At 65.8% G+C, this 23,445-nt stretch carries 26 protein-coding genes; 13 read left to right on the top strand and 13 right to left on the bottom strand.

Translation table 11 applies throughout. The features are described 5' to 3' along the window. Positions 1-205 precede the first annotated feature (205 nt). A complete protein-coding gene (locus B6V75_RS07255; protein ID WP_168174450.1) occupies positions 206-1,318 on the top strand; it encodes a sugar phosphate nucleotidyltransferase in 1,113 nt (370 codons plus the stop codon). Between the two features lie 150 nt (positions 1,319-1,468). On the opposite strand, the gene B6V75_RS07260 is transcribed toward B6V75_RS07255, so the two are convergent. The 3 genes from B6V75_RS07260 to efeU are packed head-to-tail and all read right to left on the bottom strand — an operon-like array spanning position 1,469 to position 5,525. Next, on the bottom strand, positions 1,469-2,725 hold the full coding sequence (locus B6V75_RS07260; RefSeq protein ID WP_088719168.1) for a Dyp-type peroxidase: 1,257 nt from the start codon (positions 2,723-2,725) through the stop codon (positions 1,469-1,471). A gap of 17 nt (positions 2,726-2,742) precedes the next feature. Next, a complete protein-coding gene (efeO, locus tag B6V75_RS07265; protein WP_206198467.1) occupies positions 2,743-3,942 on the bottom strand; it encodes an iron uptake system protein EfeO in 1,200 nt (399 codons plus the stop codon). A 38-nt stretch (positions 3,943-3,980) separates the two neighbouring features. Beyond that, positions 3,981-5,525 carry an iron uptake transporter permease EfeU gene (efeU, locus tag B6V75_RS07270; protein WP_088719169.1) on the bottom strand — a complete coding sequence of 515 codons (1,545 nt, stop codon included), beginning with the start codon at positions 5,523-5,525 and terminating at the stop codon, positions 3,981-3,983. Between the two features lie 278 nt (positions 5,526-5,803). Here efeU and gndA point away from each other — a divergent pair, with 278 nt between their 5' ends. The 11 genes from gndA to B6V75_RS07325 all read left to right on the top strand — a co-directional run bounded on the left by gndA (position 5,804) and on the right by B6V75_RS07325 (position 14,489). Then, the gene (gene gndA, locus B6V75_RS07275) at positions 5,804-7,213 is read left to right on the top strand and encodes an NADP-dependent phosphogluconate dehydrogenase (RefSeq protein WP_075776338.1); all 1,410 of its coding nucleotides are present in this window, start codon (positions 5,804-5,806) and stop codon (positions 7,211-7,213) included. Between the two features lie 209 nt (positions 7,214-7,422). After that, on the top strand, positions 7,423-8,175 hold the full coding sequence (locus B6V75_RS07280; protein ID WP_088719170.1) for an SDR family NAD(P)-dependent oxidoreductase: 753 nt from the start codon (positions 7,423-7,425) through the stop codon (positions 8,173-8,175). After that, positions 8,172-9,563: a F0F1 ATP synthase subunit beta gene (atpD, locus tag B6V75_RS07285; RefSeq protein ID WP_088719171.1), complete on the top strand. Its 1,392-nt coding sequence runs from the start codon at positions 8,172-8,174 to the stop codon at positions 9,561-9,563. Before B6V75_RS07280 ends, atpD begins: the two co-directional genes overlap by 4 nt. Then, a complete protein-coding gene (locus tag B6V75_RS07290; protein WP_088719172.1) occupies positions 9,560-9,970 on the top strand; it encodes a hypothetical protein in 411 nt (136 codons plus the stop codon). The genes atpD and B6V75_RS07290 overlap by 4 nt, the downstream gene beginning before the upstream one ends. Then, on the top strand, positions 9,967-10,263 hold the full coding sequence (locus B6V75_RS07295; RefSeq protein ID WP_075776342.1) for an AtpZ/AtpI family protein: 297 nt from the start codon (positions 9,967-9,969) through the stop codon (positions 10,261-10,263). The genes B6V75_RS07290 and B6V75_RS07295 overlap by 4 nt, the downstream gene beginning before the upstream one ends. Beyond that, a complete protein-coding gene (locus B6V75_RS07300; protein ID WP_077701134.1) occupies positions 10,260-10,532 on the top strand; it encodes a hypothetical protein in 273 nt (90 codons plus the stop codon). The genes B6V75_RS07295 and B6V75_RS07300 overlap by 4 nt, the downstream gene beginning before the upstream one ends. Beyond that, positions 10,529-11,215 (top strand): F0F1 ATP synthase subunit A, encoded by a 687-nt coding sequence (locus B6V75_RS07305; RefSeq protein ID WP_088719173.1) that lies wholly within the window; start codon positions 10,529-10,531, stop codon positions 11,213-11,215. Before B6V75_RS07300 ends, B6V75_RS07305 begins: the two co-directional genes overlap by 4 nt. A 2-nt stretch (positions 11,216-11,217) precedes the next feature. Next, entirely contained in the window at positions 11,218-11,463 is a 246-nt protein-coding gene (locus tag B6V75_RS07310) for a F0F1 ATP synthase subunit C (protein WP_088719174.1), read from the top strand. 2 nt (positions 11,464-11,465) lie between these two features. Continuing rightward, on the top strand, positions 11,466-12,200 hold the full coding sequence (locus B6V75_RS07315) for an ATP synthase F0 subunit B (RefSeq protein ID WP_088719175.1): 735 nt from the start codon (positions 11,466-11,468) through the stop codon (positions 12,198-12,200). Continuing rightward, complete coding sequence (locus B6V75_RS07320) at positions 12,187-13,689, top strand: F0F1 ATP synthase subunit alpha (protein ID WP_088719176.1); 1,503 nt, start codon at positions 12,187-12,189, stop codon at positions 13,687-13,689. Before B6V75_RS07315 ends, B6V75_RS07320 begins: the two co-directional genes overlap by 14 nt. Continuing rightward, complete coding sequence (locus B6V75_RS07325; protein ID WP_075776348.1) at positions 13,686-14,489, top strand: F0F1 ATP synthase subunit gamma; 804 nt, start codon at positions 13,686-13,688, stop codon at positions 14,487-14,489. Before B6V75_RS07320 ends, B6V75_RS07325 begins: the two co-directional genes overlap by 4 nt. A 162-nt stretch (positions 14,490-14,651) precedes the next feature. On the opposite strand, the gene B6V75_RS07330 is transcribed toward B6V75_RS07325, so the two are convergent. Continuing rightward, entirely contained in the window at positions 14,652-15,071 is a 420-nt protein-coding gene (locus B6V75_RS07330) for a hypothetical protein (protein WP_088719177.1), read from the bottom strand. A gap of 378 nt (positions 15,072-15,449) precedes the next feature. On the opposite strand from B6V75_RS07330, the gene B6V75_RS18630 reads away from it, so the two are divergent. Next, on the top strand, positions 15,450-15,596 hold the full coding sequence (locus B6V75_RS18630; RefSeq protein ID WP_157771562.1) for a hypothetical protein: 147 nt from the start codon (positions 15,450-15,452) through the stop codon (positions 15,594-15,596). 312 nt (positions 15,597-15,908) lie between these two features. Here the strand turns inward: B6V75_RS18630 and wrbA are convergent, their stop codons facing one another. From wrbA to B6V75_RS07375, 9 genes are all read right to left on the bottom strand, one after another. Beyond that, positions 15,909-16,502 (bottom strand): NAD(P)H:quinone oxidoreductase, encoded by a 594-nt coding sequence (gene wrbA / locus B6V75_RS07335; RefSeq protein ID WP_088719178.1) that lies wholly within the window; start codon positions 16,500-16,502, stop codon positions 15,909-15,911. A gap of 44 nt (positions 16,503-16,546) precedes the next feature. Continuing rightward, complete coding sequence (locus B6V75_RS07340; protein WP_088719179.1) at positions 16,547-17,455, bottom strand: pirin family protein; 909 nt, start codon at positions 17,453-17,455, stop codon at positions 16,547-16,549. A gap of 173 nt (positions 17,456-17,628) precedes the next feature. After that, entirely contained in the window at positions 17,629-19,200 is a 1,572-nt protein-coding gene (locus B6V75_RS07345) for a GMC family oxidoreductase (protein ID WP_088719180.1), read from the bottom strand. An 11-nt stretch (positions 19,201-19,211) separates the two neighbouring features. After that, positions 19,212-19,736, bottom strand: coding sequence for a Twin-arginine translocation pathway signal (locus B6V75_RS07350; RefSeq protein ID WP_088719181.1), 525 nt, complete (start codon positions 19,734-19,736; stop codon positions 19,212-19,214). 36 nt (positions 19,737-19,772) lie between these two features. Next, positions 19,773-20,168: a VOC family protein gene (locus B6V75_RS07355; RefSeq protein ID WP_075776354.1), complete on the bottom strand. Its 396-nt coding sequence runs from the start codon at positions 20,166-20,168 to the stop codon at positions 19,773-19,775. A gap of 113 nt (positions 20,169-20,281) precedes the next feature. Continuing rightward, a complete protein-coding gene (locus tag B6V75_RS07360; protein ID WP_088719182.1) occupies positions 20,282-20,575 on the bottom strand; it encodes a ribbon-helix-helix domain-containing protein in 294 nt (97 codons plus the stop codon). A 118-nt stretch (positions 20,576-20,693) separates the two neighbouring features. Beyond that, positions 20,694-21,494, bottom strand: coding sequence for an ABC transporter permease (locus B6V75_RS07365; protein WP_075776356.1), 801 nt, complete (start codon positions 21,492-21,494; stop codon positions 20,694-20,696). Continuing rightward, on the bottom strand, positions 21,491-22,345 hold the full coding sequence (locus B6V75_RS07370) for an ABC transporter permease (protein ID WP_088719183.1): 855 nt from the start codon (positions 22,343-22,345) through the stop codon (positions 21,491-21,493). Before B6V75_RS07370 ends, B6V75_RS07365 begins: the two co-directional genes overlap by 4 nt. Then, positions 22,342-23,382, bottom strand: coding sequence for an ABC transporter ATP-binding protein (locus B6V75_RS07375; protein ID WP_075776358.1), 1,041 nt, complete (start codon positions 23,380-23,382; stop codon positions 22,342-22,344). Before B6V75_RS07375 ends, B6V75_RS07370 begins: the two co-directional genes overlap by 4 nt. Positions 23,383-23,445 lie beyond the last annotated feature (63 nt).

The following is a 23,445-nucleotide window of genomic DNA, read 5'->3' on the forward strand; positions in this document are numbered from 1 at the left end:
GATCCGACCGGCTTTTGACACATCGCGCGAGACCTCCCCCTAGACTCAAAGGGTTATCGGGCACCACTCGAAATAGTAAAAAAACTTGCGCGAAAATCTTACCGCGAACCGGCGGAAAACCGGGAACCGCGGCCCCGATTTGTGGCTTCTATTCATGAAAAGCGTTAAACTTTTGAATGTCGCAGCGTCACGGGGAGGAGCTCTGATGCTGACTCAAAAACGGCCCAATTTATTGAACGGTTGTCTTCCAGTGGTCTTGGCCGGCGGGCGCGGGAAGCGTCTCTACGAGCTGACCGAGAACATGTGCAAGCCTGCCCTGCCCTTTGGCGCTGGCGGCCTGCGACTGGTGGATTTCACCCTTGCCTCGTTGCACGCCGCAGGGTTCACGCGCGCCATCATCGCCACCCAGTACCGGCCCGCGCCGTTGATCCGGCACCTGCACGCCCGATGGGCGGACAGCTTCCCCGACGGGCTGCTGATCCGCGACGCGACGCGGCTCTCGCGCGGCGGCTATCGCGGCACGGCCCATGCGCTTCTCGCCAATCTGAACCTGCTGGAGCGCGAAGGCGTTAACGACATTCTGGTGATGCCTGCCGATCAGATTTGCGACATCGATCTGCGTCCGTTCATCCAGCGCCACCGTCTGAGCGATGCGCCCGCGACACTGGTCGCCGCGACCCTCGCGTCTTCGGACGCGGAGCATCACTCGGTGCTTGAGGTCGCGCAGGATGGCCATGTCAGCGCGCTCACCCACCGCTCGAGTTCGCCTGCCGAGATCGACGGCAGTTCAGGGCGAAGCCTGGTCGCCACCGGCATTTACCTGTTCAAGACCGCGTGGCTCCGCGAGGAATTGCCGAAACTGGCGCTGGGACGTTTCGACATTTCGATCGGGGCCGACCTGCTGGAAATCGCACTGCGCGAGAAGGCCCTGCAAGCCTACCGCCTGCCACGCGGCGACAACGGCCGCGAAGCCTATTGGCGAGATATCGACACGCTCGACGATTATCGCTCCGCGCTTCTCGATTTCGCGGCACCGCAGGGAACCACGACGCGCGGCAGTCCGCCGCTGAGCTGCCTGCATCTCGATGTGCCTCCGGGCGTCATCGGGGTCGGTCGGCGCTCTGCGCTGACGGCGAAAGGATCGGTATCGCCTGACTGCCACTTGACCGATACGCTTCTGGCGCCCGATGTCTCGCTGCCGGCGGGAACGATCGTTGAAGGGATCGGACGCAGCAACATGCGCTGGTTCCGACGCAGCGGCGACACCAACCTGATCACGCAGGCAATGGTCGACCGCTCGATCGCGCGGCTGCACTAGGCGCAGATAGCGACCGAACGGATCTTCGGAATGGGCCGACGCGATCTGCTCGGGCAATCCGGGTTGGGCGGAGACCCCGATACAGACCCAACTGCACACCGCCGCGGCGACGGCGCGCAAAGGTGTCACCGCCGGATCCGCTCCGGGGGCTTAGACCGCAGCGAAAAGCGGCGCGCCGATATAGGAGCCTTTCGGTGCTGCGGGCGGCACCCAGAACAGCCCCGATCCGGTGTGGGAAATGTATTCGTTCAGCAGATCCGACGCCCCGAGCCGCCGTTGCAACGCCTCGAAATGCGCAGGATCGTTCTGGTAGCTGATGAAGAACAGCCCCGCATCGAGCCGCCCGACCGCGTTCAGACCGCCGGTGAAGTTGTAGCCGCGCCGCAGGATGCGGATGCCTTCATTGGTCTCATGCGCCGCGAGCCGGATATGCGCGTGCGTCGGGATTACCGGCTCGCCTTGCGCGTTTTTCGCCTTGAAGTCAGGCGTGTCGAATTCATCCGTGCCAGTCAGCGGCGCGCCTGTAAGCTTGTGCCGCCCGAAGACATCGTTCTGGTGGCTGACCTGCGCGTTGTCCCAGTTCTCGATATGCATCTCGATCCGGCGCATCACCTGATAGGTGCCGCCATGCTGCCATTCGGGCCCGTCATTGGCCCAGACATGCTGCGCGAGTTGCTCGGGCGTGGTGATGTTGCGGGTGCCGTCGCGATAGCCAAAGAGGTTCCGCGGCGTCTCCTGCCCTGCCCCGGCCGAGGCGCGCCCGAAGCCGAGTTGTGTCCAGCGCACCGTCGCGGCGCCGGTGCGTTTCGCGATCCGCGCGAGAATGCGCACCGCGTGATAGGCGACTTGCGGATCGTCGGTGCAGGCCTGCAGCGAGAGATCGCCGCCGCTGATCTCGGGACGCAGCGCGTCCGAGGGCAGATCGGCGAGCGGCCGCAGATGCGGCGGAGCCTTCGCCGCCAGCCCCATCTCCTTGGAGAAGACGCGCGGACCAAGACCCACCGTCACCGTCAGCCCCGCCGGGCCAAGACCGAGCGCCTCGCCGGTCTCGAGCGCGGTCGCCGCGGCGCGGTCGGGCTCGACCGGGCCGACCGGCTGCCCTTCCATCATCAGCCCGATCGAGGCCGACCAGCGCGCGAGCAGCACTTGCAGCGCGCGCGGATCGGTCCCGGTCAGGTCGAAGGCCATGGCCATCAGATGCTGCTGCGGCGGCGTGGCGATCCCGGCCTGCGGCCCGGTCCCGTAAAAGGCGTAGCGCCTCTGGTCCGGGTCGGGCATGGCGTCGGGCGCGACCTTGCCGGTCTCCGCCGCCTGCCCCGCCGTGGCGAAGGTGCCGCCAAGCGCTGCCGCGCCCAGAAACAATCCACGCCGTGACAGTCCTGCCGGTCTATCGTCTTGCCCGCGCATCATGGCCTCCTTCGTCTTCAGCTTGCCGTGGCGACTTTTTCGGCGATCCGCGACAGCGGCTCCTGCAGCATCTGGATCGCGCGGCTCAGCTTCACCGCGTCCGATTTGCGCAGCTCGGCATCGTAGATCTTGTAGCCGCCCAGAGCGTCGGGATCGCGGTAGTCTTCGAGCATCGTCTGCACATCCGCGAAGCGCTGCGCGATGGTCTCGGCGACGTCCGGGTCGATCCGCTTCAGCCCCGGCTCGAGGAAGGCGAACGCCTGATGCGCGCCTTCGATATTCGCCGCGAAGTCAACGAGGTCGATGTGGCTGTAGGCCTCTTCCTCACCGCTGATCTTGCCGCTTTGCACTTCTTCCAGAAGGGCCGCCGCGCCGTTCGCGAGATCCTCGGGGCGATACTCGATCCCGCCGGACAGATCGGCGAGCATCTTGACGTTCTTCACCAGCTCCGCCGCATAGGCCTTGGTCTCTTCGGTGATTTCGCCTTTCTCGAACAGGTCGCGCTCAACCGCGTGGAAGCCGTGCCAGCCGACCGCCGGGTCGAGGTTCGAGGCGCGCATGTCGATCAGGTAATCGAGGTTGCCCGAGTTATCGGTCGGGTCGGTGCCGGGAAGGACGAAGCCCTCAACGTCGGGCTCGATCCGCTCGTAGAACGGACGGGCCTGCGCATAGGCCGCCTTCGCGCCCTCCACGTCGCCCGCATCGACTTTCGCGGCGAGCCGTTCGCTTGCGGTCACCATCGCGCCGACCATGCCTTCGACGTAGTTCGCGTAGCCTGCGGTGCCTTCGTCCAGCAGATCGCCGATCGCGCTTTGCGCGCGCTGCTTGCTCTCGCCGGTCACGGTGAAGGCTACGGTGTCTTCGGCAGCGCCCGGGCAATAGATACGATAGTCGCCACCGTCGAGCGTGACGGTGAAGCTCGATGCGGGCAGACCGGGAGCGAGGTTCTCTTTCTCGCCGAGGATACGGCTGTCCGACAACAGCTCCAGCTCGGAGATCGCGGGGGCGGATTCATTTGTCACCGTGAAGGTGATCGGCCCTGCCGCCGCGCTGTCGTGATCGAGGACACATGCGCCGCCATTCTCGCCAGTCAGCGTGATAGCGACCTGCGCGGCCCCGTTATTCGTGGGCGCATCGGCCAGTGCGGGCTGCGCGAAGAGCGCGGTTGCGGCGAGAAGTGGAATGGCGCGGTGGCGCGCGCGGGGCGACATGTTCATTGTCAGGCTCCTGTATTTGCTCTGCGGAGTTGGCTTGGTCAGAGGGACCTGGCGGGGAAAAACGGTGCGGGGCGCGCACGGGCGAGCGCGGAGGCCGCCAGCGCAAGCGCGATGAGGAAGAGGATCACGGGCAACTCTCGGGCCCAGAACTGATGCTCGATGCGGGCGCGGCGCAGCGCACGCAGCGCATCCGCGGCCTCTTGCGTGGCGGCAGGGGCCATGACCCAGGCGCCGGTGGCCGAACCGCTGGGCGCTGAATTGACGCGCAGCGTGCGCGGCGTAGTCAATCCGCCGCCCGACAGGCGTAGCGTCACCGCGCTATGGCCCTGCGCATCGAGAAGCGCATCGCCCGCTGTCCAGACGGTCACTTGCTCCAGCCGCGTCCATTCGGCCACGAAGGGCCCGGGGTTGCGCGCGGGGCTGACGCCCACCGGCAGCCGCCCACCCGCGAGCTGCGCAAGCGTGGCGAGATCGATCTCGCCGGGGGCGCCCGCGATCTCGGTCTGGCTCTGCACTTGGCGATGCAGGGACGGGAGACCCAGATGCCGTTCCGGCGTGGCTTCGGCGCCCGTCAGATCGACGCGGGTCGCACCCATTTCGAGCATGTGTCCCTGCAAACGCAGATCGGGTCCAGCGGAGGTGTCGACATCTCCTTCAAGCATACGCGGCGCATGATCGGGCAGCGTCACCTGCGGCTGCGGCCAAAGCGCCGCGATGCCGACGGCCAATGCCGCGAAGGCGACCGCGAGAGAGCCGCGCAGCCACTGCGCCGTGCGGGGATCGGGGCGCAGCGCACGCGGCCAATAGGTCAGCGCCGCGACCGGGACCAGATAGGCGATCCAGCCCAGCAGCTCGATCAGGCGCGGATCGGCGGGAATGCCCAGCACACCCGTGATCAGCGCCGAGCGCACTGTGCCGGGGGCCACGAGCCAGCTCAGATCGGCAATGCGCTGCTGCCCCGCCAGCAACCAGCCCGCCTCATGGGCCGAGCGCAGCGTCTGCAGCACCAGCCCCGCCGCAACGAGGATCAGGAACACGCCGGTCCAGCGGAAGAAACGCCCCAGATTGAGCCGCATCCCGCCCTGCGCGATCGCCCAGCCGAGCGCGACCGAGGCTGCGAGGCCAAGCGCCGCGCCGAGGCCCGCCCAATGTCCGGTCTGCGCACCCGAGATCGTGGCGAGCAGGAACACCGCGGTCTCAAAGCCTTCGCGCAGCACGGCGAGGAAGGCCATCGCGGCCAGGGCGATCCGGCTCCCCTGCCCCAACGCCGCGTCGGCGTCCCGCTCGATCTGGCCCTTCAGCCCCGCCGCGTGGCGCGTCATCCACAGCACCATCAGCGTCACGAAGACGACCGCGACGGCGGCGATCACGCATTCCAGCTTTTCCTGCGCGCTTTGCGGCAGCGCGGCCTCGATCAGCGCCAGACCGGCCCCCACGCCGACCGACAGCGCCACCGCGGCAGCAACGCCCAGCCACATCTCGTGCAGACGCTCGCCCCGGGCGCGCAAAAAGGCCGCGATGATGCCGACGATCAGCGCCGCCTCGAGCCCTTCGCGCAGGCCGATGATGAATGTTGCGAGCATGAAAACGTTCCTCGTCGATTCCCGAGTAATTTGCTTGGGTATTCGTTAGCTGCGTCGACTGACGGGCGCAACCCCCTAACCCGAGTAATTTTATCGGGTACCCGGCACGGCGTTTCTTCGCGCTCGCAGCGATCAGGCGATTTGCAACTTCCGTCATCTTGGGGCAATTCGTGCAGGTCGCCCTCGCAGCGCCGCGCAATTTGGCGATACGGCGTAGCGAGCGAGGCGACACCCAGGGCCGACGGCGGCCCGCATGTAACAAATTCGGAGGCCGTATTTTGGCACAATCGCAAATCGGGCTGATCGGCCTTGGCACCATGGGCGGAATGCTCGCCCTCAACATCGCGGAAAAAGGGTTCGACATCGCGGTGTTCAACCGCACGACCAGCGTCACCAAGACTTTCCATGAAAACGCGGGTGAGCTGGCGTCGAAAATCACGCCCTGCGAGAGCCTCGAAGAGCTGGTGAAATCGATCGCGAAACCCCGCGCGATCATCCTGATGGTCCCCGCGGGCGAACCGGTCGACCAGCAGATCGAGGCGCTGCGCGCCTATCTCGACGCGGACGACCTGATCATCGACGCGGGCAACGCGAATTTCCACGACACCGAGCGCCGCGCCGCCGAAGCCGCGAAGGCCGGCCCGCGATTCCTCGGCATCGGGGTCTCGGGCGGTGAAGAAGGCGCGCGCCACGGCCCTGCGATCATGGGCGGCGGCGAGCAGCAGGACTGGGACCGCGTCGCCCCGATCCTCAATGCGATCGCGGCCAAGTTCGACGGCACGCCCTGCGCCGGTTTCATGGGCAAGGGCGGCTCGGGCCATTTCGTGAAAGCCGTGCATAACGGCATCGAATATGCCGACATGCAGATGATCGCCGAGACCTACGGCGTGATGCGCGACGGGATGGGCCTCGACTCGCAGGCCTGCGGCGAGATCTTCGCAAAATGGGACGAAGGCGCGCTCAAATCCTACCTGATCGAGATTTCCGGAAAGGTCGCACGCGCCACCGATCCCGAGAGCGGCAAGCCGATGCTCGACATCATCCTCGACCGCGCGGGCCAGAAGGGCACTGGCCGCTGGACCGTGATCGAGGCGCAGCATCTTGCCGCCCCGGTGCCGGTGATCGAAGCGGCAGTGATGGCGCGCAACCTGTCGTCGCGCCTCGTGGCGCGCCAGCAGGGCGAGGAGATGTTCGGCGCCGCCCCCGAGGCGCTGCCTGAAGGCGCGCTGAGTGCCGACGATCTGGAGAACGCCCTGATCGCGGGCAAAATCCTGTGCTACGCGCAGGGGTTCGAGCTGCTGCGCTCGGCCAATGCGCCCTTCGACTGGGATCTGCCGCTGCCCGATATCGCCTTGGTCTGGCGTGACGGCTGCATCATCCGCTCGGCGATGCTCGACGACATGGCGAGCGCGCTCAGCGAGTCGCCCGATCGCAACCTGATGTACGCGCCCTATTTCGCGGACCTGCTGAAGACCCATCACAGCGCGCTGCGCAAGGTCGTCAGCATCGCCGCAGCCCACGGGCTCGCAGTTCCGGCCCTGTCGATGGCGCTGAGCTATTTCGACACGATGCGTACCGCACGCGGCACCGCGAACATGATTCAGGGCCAGCGCGATTTCTTCGGTGCGCACGGGTTCGAGCGCACCGATCGCGAGGGTGGCGACTTCCACGGCCCCTGGGCCATGTAAGCGCAGACTGAAGGCTTGAAGAAGTCCGCCCGCGCCTCGTGAGAGCCGCGGGCGGTATGCATTTGGCGAACCTCCGGACGCCGCGACCCGCCCTGCAGTCACGAAGACGTGCGCATCCAGACTGCGCCCACGGCAGTTGATCCCCATCAAAGTCCCGAAGCCTCGAGCCCGTTACCCTCGTCGCATTCACAACGGAGGCCGGGACTGCCATGACACGGGATTTCGAAGGTAAATCAGCTATCGTTACGGGCGCGGGATCGGGGATCGGCGCGGCGATCGCCAAGGAGTTGGCGGCGCGCGGCGCTTCGGTCTTGCTTGCCGATCAGAATGCGGATGCGGCCAAGTCCGTGACCGAGGAGATCCGCAAGGCGAGCGGCACGGCCGAGCCGATGGCGGTCGACGTCACCTCTGCCGATGCTGTCGAAGCGATGGTCGCCAAAGCCGTCAAGGCGTTCGGCAAGCTGGATCTCGCGGTGAACAACGCCGGCATCGGGGGCGTGCAGGCGCCGCTCGGGGAATATCCGCTCGACAGCTGGAAACACGTGATCGACGTCAATCTCAACGGGGTGTTCTACGGGATGCGCTACGAGATCGCGGCGATGCTGAAATCGGGCGGCGGGACCATCGTGAACATGTCCTCGATCCTCGGCTCGGTCGCGTTCCCCAGCGCCTGCGCCTATGTCGCGGCGAAACATGCGCTGCTCGGCCTGACACGGGCGGCGGCGCTCGATCACGCGGCGCAGGGCATCCGCGTCAATGCGGTCGGCCCCGCCTTCATCGAGACGCCGCTTCTGTCGGGTCTGGCACCTGAGGTAAAGGACTCTCTGGTCGCCCTGCATCCGGCGGGGCGACTCGGCACGCCTAAAGAGGTCTCGGCGCTGACCTGTTTCCTGCTATCGGACGCCGCGAGCTTCGTGAATGGCAGCTACCACCTCGTCGATGGGGGATATACCTCGCGATGAGCGTGGCCGAGGGACGGATCATCGCGGTGCGCGGGCCGGTCATCGATGCGAGCTTCGATGGCCCGCTGCCGCCGATCTATTCGATCCTCACGACGAGCGATGGCGATCCGGAGGGCAGCTTCGAGGTCCATGGCCATCTCGACGCGCATCGGGTGCGCGCCATCGCGCTGCAATCGACGCTCGGCCTGTCGCGCGGGCGAAAGCTGCACGCCACGGGCAAGCCGCTCGAAGTGCCGGTGGGCGAGGCGGTTCTGGGGCGGCTGATGGATGTGACCGGGGCGATGCGCGACGGCGGCGATCCCCTGCCCAAGGAAACGCCCCGCCGCCCGATCCACGGCTCGCCGCCGCGCCTGTCTGGCAGCGGCGCGGTGACCGCCTTCGAGACCGGCATCAAGGTGATCGACCTGATGCTACCGCTGGCACGCGGCGGCAAGGCCGCGATGTTCGGCGGCGCTGGCGTGGGCAAGACGGTGCTGGTGATGGAGCTCATCAACACGATGGTCGAAAAATATCAGGGCATCGCGATCTTCGCGGGCGTCGGCGAACGCTCGCGCGAGGGTCACGAGATGCTCGCCGACATGACCGAGTCCGGCGTGCTGGCCCGCACAGCGCTGGTCTATGGCCAGATGAACGAGCCGCCCGGCGCGCGCTGGCGGGTGCCGCTGACCGCTGTCTCCATCGCCGAGGATTTCCGCGACCGCGATCACCGCAATGTCCTTCTGATGATGGATAACGTCTTCCGCTTCGTGCAGGCGGGCAGCGAGGTCTCGGGGCTTCTGGGCCGCCTGCCCTCGCGCGTGGGCTACCAGCCTACCCTCGCCTCCGAGGTCGCCGAGCTGGAGGAGCGCATCGCCTCCGCCGCCGGAGCCTCGGTCACCGCCATTCAGGCGGTCTACGTGCCGGCGGATGATTTCACCGACCCGGCCGTGACCGCGATTTCGGGGCATATGGACAGCTCCATCGTGCTGTCGCGTCAGCTGGCCTCGGAGGGAATCTACCCCGCGATCGACCCGCTCGCCTCGTCGTCGCAACTGCTCGACCCCGAGATCGTCGGGGCGGAGCATTTCCAGCTGGCGGGCGAAGCGCGGGCGCTGCTGGCGCGGTTCCGCGAATTGCAGGACATCATCGCGCTGCTCGGCGTCGAGGAGCTGGGCGCGTCGGACCGGCTGGCCGTGCGCCGCGCGCGCAAGCTGCAACGCTTCCTCACCCAGCCCTTCGTCGTGACCGAGGCGTTTACCGGCCAGACCGGGCGCTCGGTGCCGCTGGCCGACACGCTGGAGGGATGCCGCGCGATCCTTTCGGGCGAGGCGGACGAGTGGTCCGATCAGTCGCTCTACATGATCGGCGGGATCGACGAGGCCCGCCAACGAGAGGAGGCCGCGGCATGAGGCTCACCATCGCCACACCGCTCGAAATCGTCGTCGATGCAAAGGACGTCACCGCGATCCGCGCCGAGGATGCGAGTGGCGGCTTCGGAATCCTGCCCGACCATGCCGAGTTCCTCACCAGCCTCAGCATCTCGGTCATCTCCTGGAAGGCCGAGGGCCAACGCCACTATTGCGCGGTGAAGGGCGGCGTACTTATGGTCGAGAATGGCAGCGACGTCTCGGTCTCGACCCGCGCCGCAGTGACCGGCGACCTGCCGGAGCTGGGCGACACGATCCTGAAACGCTTTCAGGCCGAGGATGATGCGGCGAAGACCGAGCAGGCCGATGCCACCCGGCTGCATCTGCTCGCAATCCGACAGCTGGTGGCGAGCCTAGACGGCGCGCGAACGCGGGAGCACTGGACATGACCCACCCGCCGGAAGACCCGGACAAGACGGAGGAGCCAATGGAAAGCGCCGCGCGCCGCCACGCCGCCCGGACCGAGAAGGCGCGACGGGAGGGAGAAATCCCGCTGGGCCGCCGCTTGGGCCAGATCGGTGTGCTCGGATGGATCGTCGTGCTACCGATGCTCGCCGGAGCCGCCGGGGGACGATGGATCGACCGCAGCGCCCAGTCGGGCATCTTCTGGACCGCCGCGCTGATGATGGTGGGGCTTGTCGTGGGGTGCTGGCTCGGCTGGCGCTGGGTGCAACAGCAATGAGCGGGGTGGAGCTTCTTCTTGGCGCAGGCGCCCTGATCCTCGGCATCGGCGTGGGGCTCGTGCATTTCGCGCTGCTGCGGGCGGGAACTGATGCGATGCTGCTCGAAAGCAAGGCGCTTAAGTCGATCGCGCTGACCGTATTGCGCTTCGGGCTGACGATCACGGTTCTCGTGGGCTGCGCGCTCTTGGGCGCCGTGCCACTGCTTACGGCGGCGCTCGGGATCGGCATTGGGCGGGCGCTCACTCTGCGACGCGCGAGGTCCGCATGAACTCGCCGCTCGAGACCGCCGTGCTTTTCTGGATCGGCCCCGTGCCGATCACGCAACCCGTCGTCACGACATGGGTGATGATGGCGATGATCGTGGCCGGCTGCTACGCGCTGACCCGAAACCTGAGCCTGCACCCAGGACGCCGGCAAGCGGCGCTGGAACTGCTGGTGACCGTGCTCGACACCCAGATCCGAGAGACGATGAGCGTCTCTCCCGACCGCTACCGCACCTTCCTCGGCGGGCTGTTCCTGTTCATCCTGATCGCGAACTGGTCCTCGCTGATCCCCGGCGTGGAACCCCCGACCGCCAATCTGGAAACCGATGCGGCGCTGGCGCTGCTCGTTTTCGTGGCGGTGATTGTCTACGGCATTCGCGCGGGCGGCGTCGGGGGCTACCTGCGCAGTTTCGCAATGCCGACGCCGCTGATGATCCCCCTGAATCTCGTCGAGACGCTGACGCGCAGCTTCTCGCTGCTGATCCGCCTGTTCGGGAATATCATGAGCGGGGTCTTCATCATCGGCATCGTGCTCTCGCTCGCGGGGTTGTTCGTGCCGATCCCGTTCATGGCGCTCGACCTGCTGACCGGGCTCGTCCAGGCCTACATCTTTACCGTCCTCGCCATGGTGTTCATCGCGGCGGCAGTGGCGGAATCCCAACCCTCCCGAGACTCCGGAAAGGACTGATCATGGAATATGTTGAAGTGGCGAGCATCATCTCGGCCGCGGCGGCGGTGGCCTTCGGGGCGCTCGGCCCCGCGCTTGGCGAAGGGCGCTCGGTCGCGGCTGCAATGGATGCGATCGCCCGCCAGCCCGAGGCCGCGAACACGATCTCGCGCACGCTCTTCGTCGGGCTCGCGATGATCGAGACGACGGCGATCTACTGCCTCGTGATTGCGCTTCTCCTGCTGTTCGCCAACCCGTTCATCGGCTGACCATGACACTGGACTGGTGGACGCTCGGGCTGCAGACGCTCAATGCGGCGGTACTGATCTGGCTTCTGAGCCGGGTGCTTTGGCGCCCGATCGTGAGTGCCATCCAGGCGCGTCAGGCCGAGGCCGACAAGCAATTGAGCGACGCGAGCGAGGCCGCGCGCAAGGCCGACGAGGCGAAGGCACGGGCCGAGGCGGCGCTTGATCAGGTCGGCACGCGCAAGTCCGAGATGCTGGCGCAGGCCCAGACCGAGGCCGAAGCCGCGCGCAAGGCGCTTCTGGATCACGCCCGCGCAGAGGCTGCCGACATGGCCCGCACCGCCGAGGCCGAGCGCGCTGCCCGCGCGGAGGAAGCCGAGAAGCGATATGCAGCACGCGCAGCCGATTTGGCGCAGCGCATGGCCGAGCGGATCGGCGCGCGCCTGTCGCGGCCCGCGCTGCTCGAAGCCTACGCGACGGACCTTCTGGCGCAGGTCGCCGCCCTCGAGACCGAGGATCGCGCCGCGCTCGGCTCGGAAAAGCTCATGCTACGTATCAGCGAGGCGGTGGAAGCGGGTTACGGCGAAGCGTTCGCCCGCCGCGTTGGCCAGACCCTTGGCAAAGAGATTGGCCCCGCGATCAAGACGGATGCGGCGTTGATCTGCGGCCTCGCGCTGGAGACTGAACATCTGCACCTTGAAAGTTCATGGGCCGCCGATCTCGCCCGGATGCGCAAGGAGGTGGCCAATGACACCCAATGATCCGGACGAGTGGTTGGACCGCAGCGTCAAAGCCATCGAGCGCGCGCCTCTGGGCCCCGTCGTGCGCCGCAGTGGCCGGGTGGAGCGCGTGTCCGATGGCGTCGCGATGGTGTCGGGCTTGCCCGAAGCCCGCGCCGGCGAGCGGCTGGTCTTCGAGGGCGGACAATCGGGCTTCGTGCATGTGCTCGACGAAGACACCCTCGCGGCGGTGCTGCTGGACGACATCGCCGGGGTCGCACAAGGCGATGCGGTGACCGGCACGGGCGACGTGATGCGGGTTCCGGTAGGGCCGGAACTGTTGGGCCGGATCGTCGACCCGCTCGGGCGGCCCATCGACGGGCTCGGCCCGATCGCGGCCAGTGCAAAGCACCCGGTCGAACGCCCCGCCCCCGCGATCATCGACCGCGCGGCAGTGGTCGAACCGATGCAGACCGGCACGCTGGTCGTGGATGCCCTCTTCGCGCTTGGCCGGGGGCAACGCGAGCTAATCGTGGGCGACCGCGCGACCGGCAAGACGACGCTCGCGCTCGACACGATCCTGAACCAGAAGGACGGCGACGTGACCTCGGTCTATGTCGCGATCGGTCAGAAGACCTCCTCGGTGGAGCGCGTGGTCGAGACGCTTCGGCGCAACGGGGCGCTGGCGCGCACCATTGTCGTGGTCGCCGGGCCGTCGACGCCGCCGGGGATGCAATGGCTCGCCCCCTTCGCAGGCATGACGATGGCCGAAGAGCTGCGTGACACCGGCGGCCACGCGCTGATCGTGCTCGACGACCTCACGCGCCACGCCGCCTCGCATCGCGAGCTTGCGCTGCTGACCCGCCAGACGCCGGGGCGTGAGGCCTATCCGGGCGATGTCTTCTACCTGCACGCCCGCCTTCTGGAACGTGCCGCGCGACTCTCGGACAAACTGGGCAGCGGCACGCTGACCGCCTTGCCTGTGGCCGAAACCGATGCCGGCAACCTCGCAGCCTTCATCCCGACCAACCTGATCTCTATCACCGACGGGCAGATCGTGCTGGATACGAAGCTGTTCAACCGCGGACAGAAACCCGCGGTGGATGTCGGCACCTCGGTCAGCCGGGTCGGCGGCAAGACGCAGGCGCACAGCCTGCGCGACGCGGCGGAGTCGATGCGGCTCGATTACGCCCAGTTTCTCGAACTGGAAATCTTCACGCGTTTCGGGGGTATGCCGGACACGCGGGTGAAGGCGCAGCTTGCGCGCGGCCGGGCGGTGCGCGCGGTGCTGGCTCAGGTTCAGCACGCGCCGCTGCGCCTCGCCGATGAGGTAGCGCTGGTTCTGGCGGTGCAGGCGGGGCTTCTCGACGGGTTGGAGCCCGCGCAGATCGACGCGTTGCGCGACGCGCTTCCCGGCGCGCTCGATGCGGCGGGTCTGTCTGGGGCCGATTTCTCCGCCAAGCTTAGCGAAGGTCTGCATGACCAGATCCTGCAATGCGTGAAGGGGCTTCTGCCGGAGCCTTCGAAATGAGCGAGCAGCTTGCCGAAATCGAAGCGCGTATCGGCAGTGTCCGCACGCTGGCGTCGGTGATCCGGGCGATGCGCGCCATCGCGGGCGCGCGCGTGCGCCAGACGCAGGGACAGCTTGCCTCGGTCGACCTGCACGCGGCGACGGTGAGCCGCGCGCTGGACCGGGTGCTCTCGCTCGCCCCCGAGCCGCCCAAACCCGAAGGGCCGCCGCTCACCGTTCTGTTTCTGGCGGAGCAGGGTTTCGCGGGCTCGTTCAACGCCCGGCTACTGAGCGCGTTGGGGACGCCGCCCGGCGGCCTCGTCGTGATCGGGACGCGCGGCGCAGCGCTGGCTGCGGAACAAGGGCTGAGCGCGCTTGCGCAGTTCCCCCTGCCCTCCCACGGCCCGGCAATCCCGCCCTTCGCGGACCGGCTGGCCGAGACATTGCTTCAGCTTGCGGGCCGGGCGCCGATCGACGCGTTTCACGCCCAGACGGAAGACGGCAGCTGGAAGGCCTGCCGTCGCCGCATCTTCCCCCGTCCGGCCCAGCCGAGCGCACCGCCGAGCCAGCCGCCCCTGTTGACGCTGCCGCCGGAGCAGCTTTGCGCCGCGCTTTTCGCCGAGATGCTGCATGCGGAACTGTGCCGCGTCGCGCTGCACGCCACGGCGGCGGAGAACACCGCCCGGATGCTCGCAATGGCCTCCGCCCAAGGGACGACCGAGCGCAAGCTCGACGCGCTGGAACAAACCGCACGGATTTCGCGGCAGGAAGCGGTCACGACGGAAATTCTGGAGCTTTCGGCCGGGGTCACGTCCAGCTGAGCTGAAACGTCGTCAAACCCACCGCGCAAGCATCGCCACGGCGGAAAACGGCTTCGGCCGAGACCGCGGGTTGCAGGAAAAGGTCTAAGATTCGCGATCGCCCGCGCGCCCGAGTGGTCTCGGGACATCCGCGCGGGGCAAGCAATTTGAAGAGCGGGCCGGTCAGTGCAGCCGCGCGTCGGACAGAGCGAGCTGCTCTGCATAGCCGCCGCGGACCTTGAGCGACGACAGCATCGGCTGGGACTGCATGATGTAGCCCTCGAGGAAGGTGACGAGGGCGATGCGCCAGCGGCGTTCGATCTCGATATAGGGATCGGAAGTGGCTAACGAGCTCACGTTGACCGACACCGAGAATTTCTGGGGGTCGAAGGTCGCGCGCTGATCGAGCAACTCGGCGCGCAGGGTCGAGGTGAATACTTTTTCCGGCTGCGCCAGTGTCGCCAGCCCTGTCAGGTCGATCGAGTCGGTCGACGCATAATCGGGAGCACCGCCGAGGAACCGAAGAGAGAATTTTCCGATTTCCGCAACACCGCGCTCGCCAACCTTAACAAGCAATTCGAGCGACACGTGTTCAACATTCATAATCATTACCTCCGTTGGTCGCGAGTAGCCCCGAATGGGCCGTTGCGGCTCGCCGACGGGGGCTGGATCACATGCAAGCGCGGCGATGTTGTGACTTGATTTGGGCAACTATGTCAAAGTTAGTTTTCACGTTACGTCACCTATCGGGACAGCGGCGGCGAGTCCATCGGCGGGATCGGCCGCTTGCGAAATATCGCTGCGGCCATCGCCCGCGCATACGGAGCGGCAGAGCTGCCTTGCGGGTCGTCTCGCCAGTGCCGCTAAGCACATCGGCCACAACAAAAACATTGCCGCGCCCCACGGTGCGCCCCAAATAGTTGAACCGGGTCGTTCACCCGAGCGACCTAGTTCATTTGAAATTTTCGAGAGGAACCCGACATGCAAAGCCCGATGAAGAAAAAAGCCGTGCTCGCTCTGGTCGCAAGCTGCGCCCTGGGAATCCTGGCTGCCTGCAACCAGACTCAGGGCACGGCGACCTATCCCGACGTTCCGAACATGAAGGCGAATATCGAAAACCCGATGTGAGCTCGCGGCGGCTTTTTCGCCGCGCCCATGCCTCGCTCCCTCTCTTGAACAAGCTTGAATAAGAGCCGAGAGCGAGGCGGGAGCCGGCCCGCCACTGACGCGGCGCATCATTGCCGGCAAAGAGAACATCGGGCGCGCTCCCGCGCCGCTCGCGCGTTCGCTCATATGGGCCTGTAGCGACTTGCTGCCGCTCAGCAGACGACCGAAAGGGGCTTCGTCCGGCTCGAGGAAGGAACCGGCACCGGACCGCTGTAAAAACAGGTGCGCCCCCGCCCAGAAAGGGCGGAGGCGCTTTCTCAATCTCGGGAAAGATCAGCCGACGAGCTTCGCCGTCATCTCGACCAGGCGCTTGGCCTGATGGGCAATCGCGGCCTTACCGGCCTCGTCGACACCGCCGGCGTTAGTCGAGAAGCCGTAGGGGTTGCCGCCCGCGTTGAAGATCGCTTCGTCGGTATAGCCGGGCGCGACGATGATGCAGCCCCAGTGCATGGCCGTGGTGTAGAGACCAAGGATCGTCGCCTCTTGCCCGCCATGGGCGTTCTGCGCGCTGGTGGTCGCGGTGAAGGTCTTGTTGGCGAGCTTGCCCGCGCCCCAGAGGCCGCCCAGCGTGTCGATGAAGGCGCGCATCTGGCTTGCGGAGACGCCGTAGCGGGTCGGCCCGGAGAAGAAATAGCCATCGGCCCATTCCATATCGTCAGGGGTCACTTCCGGAATGTCGCTCATCTTCTCCAGCTGGTGTTTCCAGGCGTCCTGACCTTCCACGACGGCTTTCGGGGCCGTTTCAGGAATGCGGCGCAGGCGCACCTCGGCCCCGGCGGCCTCGGCGGCTTCTGCTGCGGCCAGCGCGACGGCGTGGTTGGTGCCATAGGTGGAATAAAAGACGATTGCGATCTTCGGTTGTGCCATTTCTATCTCCTGTGTTGGAAAGGGTCTGAGGGGCAACGGCGCCCTCAGCCGTGTTTTATGAAGGTGCCGTTGTTGAGTTCGGTGAGCGCCTGGCGCAGTTCATCCTGCGTGTTCATGACGATCGGGCCGTGCCATGCGACGGGCTCCTGAATCGGACGCCCCGTCATCAACAGGAAACGGAGGCCTTCGTTCCCGGCCTGCACCGTGATTTCGTCGCCTGCTCCGAAACGGACAAGCGTGCGGTTGCCGGTCATGTCGCGGATATTCAGCTCCTGCCCGCGATATTCCTTCTCGACCTTGATGCCGACCGGATCGCTGGCATCACGGAAGGTGCCGGAGCCCGCAAAGACATAGGCGAGCGCATTGGAGCGCGTATCGACCGGCAGTACCTTGCGGCGTCCCGCGGGAATCGAAACGTCAAGCAGCATCGGATTGGCCGCGATCCCGTCGACGGGACCGGTCTTGCCCCAGAACGAACCGATGATGACCTTCACAGTCGTGCCGTCGTCATCGCCTTCGATCGGGATATCGCTGGCCGTGATATCCTGATAGCGCGGCGCCGTCATCTTGAGCGCCGAGGGAAGGTTGGCCCAAAGCTGGAAGCCGTGCATCTGCCCCTTGGCATTGCCCGAAGGCATTTCCTGATGGACGATGCCGGAGCCAGCCGTCATCCATTGCACGCTGCCTGCGCCGAGAAGCCCGCGATTGCCGAGCGAATCCGCATGCTCCACCTGGCCGTCGAGCACATAGGTGATGGTCTCGATGCCGCGATGCGGGTGCCACGGGAAGCCCTTGGAATAGAGCCGCGGATCGTCGTTGCGGAAATCGTCCATCATCAGGAACGGGTCGGTCAGCGACGGATTCCCGAAGCCGAATACGCGGTGCAGATGAACACCGGCGCCTTCGAGCGCGGGTTGCGCCTGACTGGTGGCCGAGACGGGTCGAAAGGTCATGGAAGCCTCCAAATGTCGTTGATCAGAGTTTGGGGCTTCTCCAGGAAAATGAAATTAGCGAAGGTCCCGCATGTCCTGTGCGCAAGCGCGCAGACCTGCAAAGGTTCCGCAAAGAGAACCGGGCCACCCTTGAGCAGCCCGGTCGTCTTTTGCCTTAGCTGATCCGCTCGGGATCAGATGTTTCCCTTCGACATCTCCCCGGCGATGAAGTCAGCCTGCCGGATCGCGAGCGCCACGATGGTCAGCGTGGGGTTTTCGGCGGCGCCGGTCGTGAATTGGGAGCCGTCCGAGATGAACAGGTTGGGCACGTCATGGGTCTGGCCGTGTTTGTTCACCACACCGTCGCGCGGGTTCTCGGACATCCGGTTGGTGCCGAGGTTATGTGTCGAGGGATAGGGCGGCGTCGGCAGCGTCCGGGTCGCCCCAACCGCTTCGTAGATCGCCTTGCCACGGGCATAGGCGTGATCGCGCATCGCCCGATCGTTCGGGTGATCGGTGTAATTCACATTCGCGACCGGCAGCCCGTAGGCGTCCTCGACCGAGTGGTTGAGCGTGATGCGGTTGGTCTCCTGCGGCATGTCTTCGCCCACGATCCACATCCCGGCCATGTTCTCGTAGCTGTCGAGCGCAGTCGTGAACTCGCGCCCCCAGCCGCCCGGATCGAGGAAGGCCGCCATGAAGGGCAGACCGAGGCTGAGCGTCTCCAACTCGTACCCGCCGACGAAACCGCGCGAGGGATCGTGACGCGCCTCGTCGCGGACGATGCCCGCCATCGTCGTGCCGCGCCACATCTTCACCGGCTTGTCGAAGATGCCGTAGACCGAGCCCGTGGTGTGCCGCATGTAGTTGCGCCCCACCTGCCCCGAGGAGTTCGCAAGCCCGTCGGGGAACATCGTCGAATGCGAGTTCAGCAGCACGCGCGGGCTCTCGATCGAGTTGCCCGCGACGCAGACGATCTTGGCCTTCTGCATCTGCAGGTTGCCGTCCTTGTCGAAATACTCGACGCCCGACGCGCGGCCCTTGTCGTCATGCAGGATACGCGCGACATGACAGTGATCGCGGACCTCCAGATTGCCGGTCGCCTCGCCGCGCGGAATATCCGTATAGGCCGACGACCACTTGGCGCCCCATTTGCAGCCCTGGAAACAGAAGCCCGTCTGCTGGCACGACATCCGGTCGTCGTAGTCGATCGAGTTGATCGCCATATGGCCTGTATTGACCTCTTGGTAGCCAAGCGACTTCGCGCCTTTCTCCAGCACCTTGAAGTTGTTGTTGCCCGGCAAGCCCGGACGATCGCCGGTGCGGGTCACACCCAGCTTCGCCTCGGCCTTGTCGTAATAGGGCGCAAGCTCCGCCGGATCGATCGGCCAGTCGAGCAGGTTTGCCCCGTCGACATTGCCGTAATGGGTCTTCGTCTTGAACTCATGGTCCTGAAAGCGAAGGCTCGCCCCGGCCCAGTGGATCGAGGTGCCGCCGACCGCTTTCACGATCCATGCGGGCAGACCCGAGAAATCCTTGGCCACGCGCCAGTCGCCGCTCGTGGTGCGCGGCTCGGTCCAGGCGAGCTGGCCGAAGCTTTCCCATTCGTCATTGATGTAATCTTCGGGCAGATAGCGACCGCCCGCCTCGAGCGCCACGACCTTGACGCCCTTCTGCGCCAACTCGTTGGCCAGCACACCGCCGCCAGCGCCAGTGCCGATGATGACAACGACGCTGTCGTCGCTCAGATCAAATTTCGCAACCATGTCTGCCTCCCTTACAGCCAGTCGATGTCGTCAAAACCGCGGTTGATGTAGCCGCCCTTGGAATAGGACTCGCCCTCGTAGCCGAAGATCGGCCAGACCGCTTTCTGGTTGTAGAGGCCGGTCACCAGACCACCCCGAATCTTCTGGAAGAAGGGGCTCTCCTCCATGCCCCGCAGGATCATGACGCGATCCTTCTCCCAGCCGGTTTCAAGGTAATTTGCGAAGCCTTTACCGCGCGCCGCCGCATCGAGCGCGGCGATGCCGGCTTCGATCTCGTCGGCCGCATCTGGGCTGTCATAGCCTTTCACCGCGATGACATAATACTGGTCGTCGACCCTGTCGTGCGGATAGATATCGCGCGCCATCTGCACCAGCGTCGCGAAGGTCGTGGGCTTGAGCGCCGAGAGCTCGGTGGCCCAGGCGGCATTGCGCGCCGCCATGAACCCCGCCCCCACGACGAAGCTCGCCCCTGCCGCGGTCGCCCGCGCCAGCAGCTGCCGTCTGGTCAGCCCTTTCGAGCTTGCCTTGGTCGTCATTGTCGTCTCCTCCCTGATGTCTCCCTTAGGAAAATCTCACTTGAAGCGGCCTTCGCGCGCGAGCACCTCGATCTGGTATCCGTCCGGATCGGCCACGAAAAAGAACTTCGCGACGACCTCCCCTGCCGGCGCGAATTCAACGAGTTTGCGGGGCGCGAGGCCCTCCGCCTCGAAGCGCTTGTGTTCGGCTTCGAGATCATCGACCGCGACCGCGAAATGGCCGTAGCCATCGCCGAGGTCATAGGGCTCGGTCCGGCCCTTGTTGACGGTGAGTTCCAATTCGAAATCGCTTTCGGGATTGCTCAGATAGACGAGCGTGAATTCCGGAAAGTCGAGACGGTCGGCGACCTTGAGGCCGAAAGCCTTGTCGTAAAACGCGACCGAGCGGTCCTCGTCGAGGACACGGATCATGGAATGAATGGATTTTGCCACCGGTTGCTCCCGCTGTAGTGCTGTCAGTTGTCCTGAGAGCGTAGCAGCGGGCGAAGGTGGGGCGGGTAGTAGGTCTATACTACCCCTCAAGAATGTTTGACGTCAGGCTTGCGCTACTCTGCAGCGACAGCGAGCGATGCGCGATCGGCCGAGATTTCCATGAATTTCAGGCAGGCACAGCGCAGGAGCGACGTGAAGTTCGACGGCTCCCCGCGCAGTTCGAGCACTTCGGCATGCAGCGTCGAGATGAAGGTCGGTGTGGATACCCCGTCCCGCGCCGCGATCTCGTCGAGAATATCCCAGAAGGCGTTCTCGAGCCGGATGCTCGTGCTTTGCCCGTTGAGCCGAAGCCTGCGTGTCTCGCTGGAATAACGCTCCGGATCCTGACCGGCGAATACATGGCACATATCGTCTCTCCTCCCTCGGATCCGATTGCCGGGGCGAACCAAGATTCACCCGAGACTCAAGAATATGGGCAATCCGGAGCGGGTCAATCGTGTTGTGAGAGCGGACGGAGAGGCCCGCCTATTCGCTCGATCCCCGCTCAGACCCCATCAAACGCGGCAGATCGCCGAACTTGCCGATCAGCCCGAAGACGACCGCTGCAAGCAGAACGAAAAGCACCGACACCACCCCGAGGATCGGCGTGTAGCCGTAGCGCAGGGCGTTGAAGATCTTGATCGGGATCGTCTCGACGGTAAAGCCCGCGACCATGTAGGCGATGATGTATTCGTTGAGGCTGAGCACGAAAGCGAAGGCATAGCCCGACACGATGAAGGGCAGCACCAGCGGACCGATCACCGTGCGCAGCACCGTCCAGCGCCCTGCCCCCATCACGCGGGCGGCCTCCAGCAGCGCGCGGTCGATGCCCTTCAACCCGAGCGAGATCGTCACCAGCGGCAGCGTCACGAGGAAAACGGCATGCGAGACGATCGTGGCCCAGATCTGCCCGTACCCGCCGACCGTCATCCAGAACACCATGAAGCCCAGAGCGGAGATCACCGGCGGCAGCGTGAAGGGCGCGAGCCCCAGCCCGGTCAGCAGCCGCGCCGCGATGCCGTTGCGCTCCCACGCGAACAGCGCGAGCGGCAGCGCGACCGAGACCGAGAGCGCAGAGGCGCAAGCCGCGATCAGCAGCGAATGGCCCAGCGGCACCAGCCACGCGCTGTCCTGAAACAGCGTGCCATACCAGCGCAGCGACGGCTCCACCGGGGGGAAGCGCAGGGTCTGCGGCCCGTTCAGCGACACTCCGGTCACGACGACCAGCGGCGCAAGCAGCAAGAGCAGGATCACGATCACATAGGCGCGTTTCAACCAGCTTGTCATGATGCGCTCCTTTGCCGTCCCGCGAGCGAGGCGAGGCCCACGAGGGCCAGCGCCACCAGCATCAGGAAGATCGACATCGCCGCGGCGAACGGCAGGTTCGTCTGGTAGATCGCCTGATCGGTGATGTGGACCGAGAGCGTCCAGTCCTCGGAGCGACCCAAGAGCTGCGGCAGAAGATAGGAGCCCAGCGTGAAGACGAAGACGAGGATGAAGGCGCCCACGATCGCTCCGCGCAGGTTGGGCACGATCACCCCGAAGAAGGCGCGCGAGGCGGAGGCCCCCATGACGCGGGCGGCCTCGACGATCTCGGGATCGAGCCGGGAGACCGGCGGGTAGAGCACCAGCACCGCGAAGGGAAAGCCGATATAGCAAAGCCCGGTGATCAGCGCGAAGAGCGACGGCGTATAGGCGCGCGGCGCATCGATCATCCCGAGCCAGTAGAACAGGTTCGAAATCCCCGCCGTCTTCGACAGCAGTGTCGAGAGCGAGAAGCCGATGATGACCTCCGAGAGCGACAGCACCGAGAGCAGCACCACGAGCGCGACGGTCTGCGCGCGATGGCTCATCGAGGCGAGGAAGACGGTGAACGGAAAGGCCAGCACGACGCAGATCGCGGCCGCCGCCAGCGACACGCCAACCGAGACGCCCATCACCTTGGCGAAGAAGGCGGTCATGAACCGCGCGTAATGGGTAAGCTCGAAGCCCGGGATGAAGGCGCCGGCCGGATCGCGTTGCGAGACCGACACGGCGACCATGATCCCGAAGGGCACAAGGAAGAAGACCGCCAGCATCAGCGCCGGCCAAAGACCGACCCAACCCGGTGTCGCACGCATCTCGGTATTCTGGCTCATGTCACCACCACACGCTCGCCCGGGCGGAAGCTGAGGCTGACCCGGTCGCCGGGGCGATAGCTCGCCTGCGTCTCGGGGGAGAGCTGTGCAGTGATCTCTTGGCCTTGCGCATCCAGCAGCACATGGCGGCTTTCGCCGAGATCGCGCAGGAAGGTCACTTCCGCCTCGATGCCGCCAGCGCCCGCGGGCTCGATGGCGACATGCTCGGGCCGGATCGAAAGCTGCGCCTCGCCTTGCTCGAGAGCGATCCTGTCGCCCTCGGCAATCGGCAACCGCGCGCCCAGCACCTCGATCGCGCCGTCGCGGACGGTGCAGGGCAGCAGGTTCGTCGTGCCGATGAAGCCCGCCACGAAAGCATTCGCCGGGTTGCGGTAGATCTCCATCGGCGCGCCCGCCTGCTGGATCACGCCGTCCTTCATCACGATGACCAGATCGGCCATGGTGAGCGCCTCTTTCTGGTCGTGGGTGACGACGATCGTAGTCACGCCCAGGCTTTGCTGGATCTGGCGCAGCTCGATCTGCATATGCTCGCGCAGGCCCGCGTCGAGCGCCGACAGCGGCTCGTCGAGCAGGAAGACCTTCGGGTCGATGGCGAGACCGCGCGCAATCGCGACACGCTGACGCTGGCCGCCCGAGAGCTGGTCGATCCGCCGCGCGCCCATGCCGGGCAGGCGCACCAGTTTCAGCAGTTCATCGGCCTTCGCGTCTCGCTTGGCGCGGTCTGCGCCGCGGATCGCGAGCGGATAGGTGATGTTTCCCGCCACGTCGAGATGCGGGAAAAGCGCCAGCGACTGGAACACCATGCCCATGTCGCGGCGGTGGGTCGGGACCTTCGTCTGGTCATCGCCATCGACGACAACCCGCCCCTTGGTCGGTGTCTCAAGCCCGGCGACCACCCGCAGAAGCGTGGTCTTGCCGCAGCCCGAGGGCCCCAGAAGGCAGACGAATTTCCCCGTCGGTATCTCGAGCGAAACATCATCGAGGGCGGTGAACGACCCGAATTTCTTGCTTAGCCGCTCGATGCGCAGATTGGTCATCGCTGTCCTGTTTCCTCAAAGCAAATAGACGCCGTGGCGACATGCAGACGCCACGGCGCAAGT

This window comes from Thioclava sp. F1Mire-8, assembly GCF_002213165.1.
Classification (GTDB): Bacteria; Pseudomonadota; Alphaproteobacteria; order Rhodobacterales; family Rhodobacteraceae; genus Thioclava; species Thioclava nitratireducens.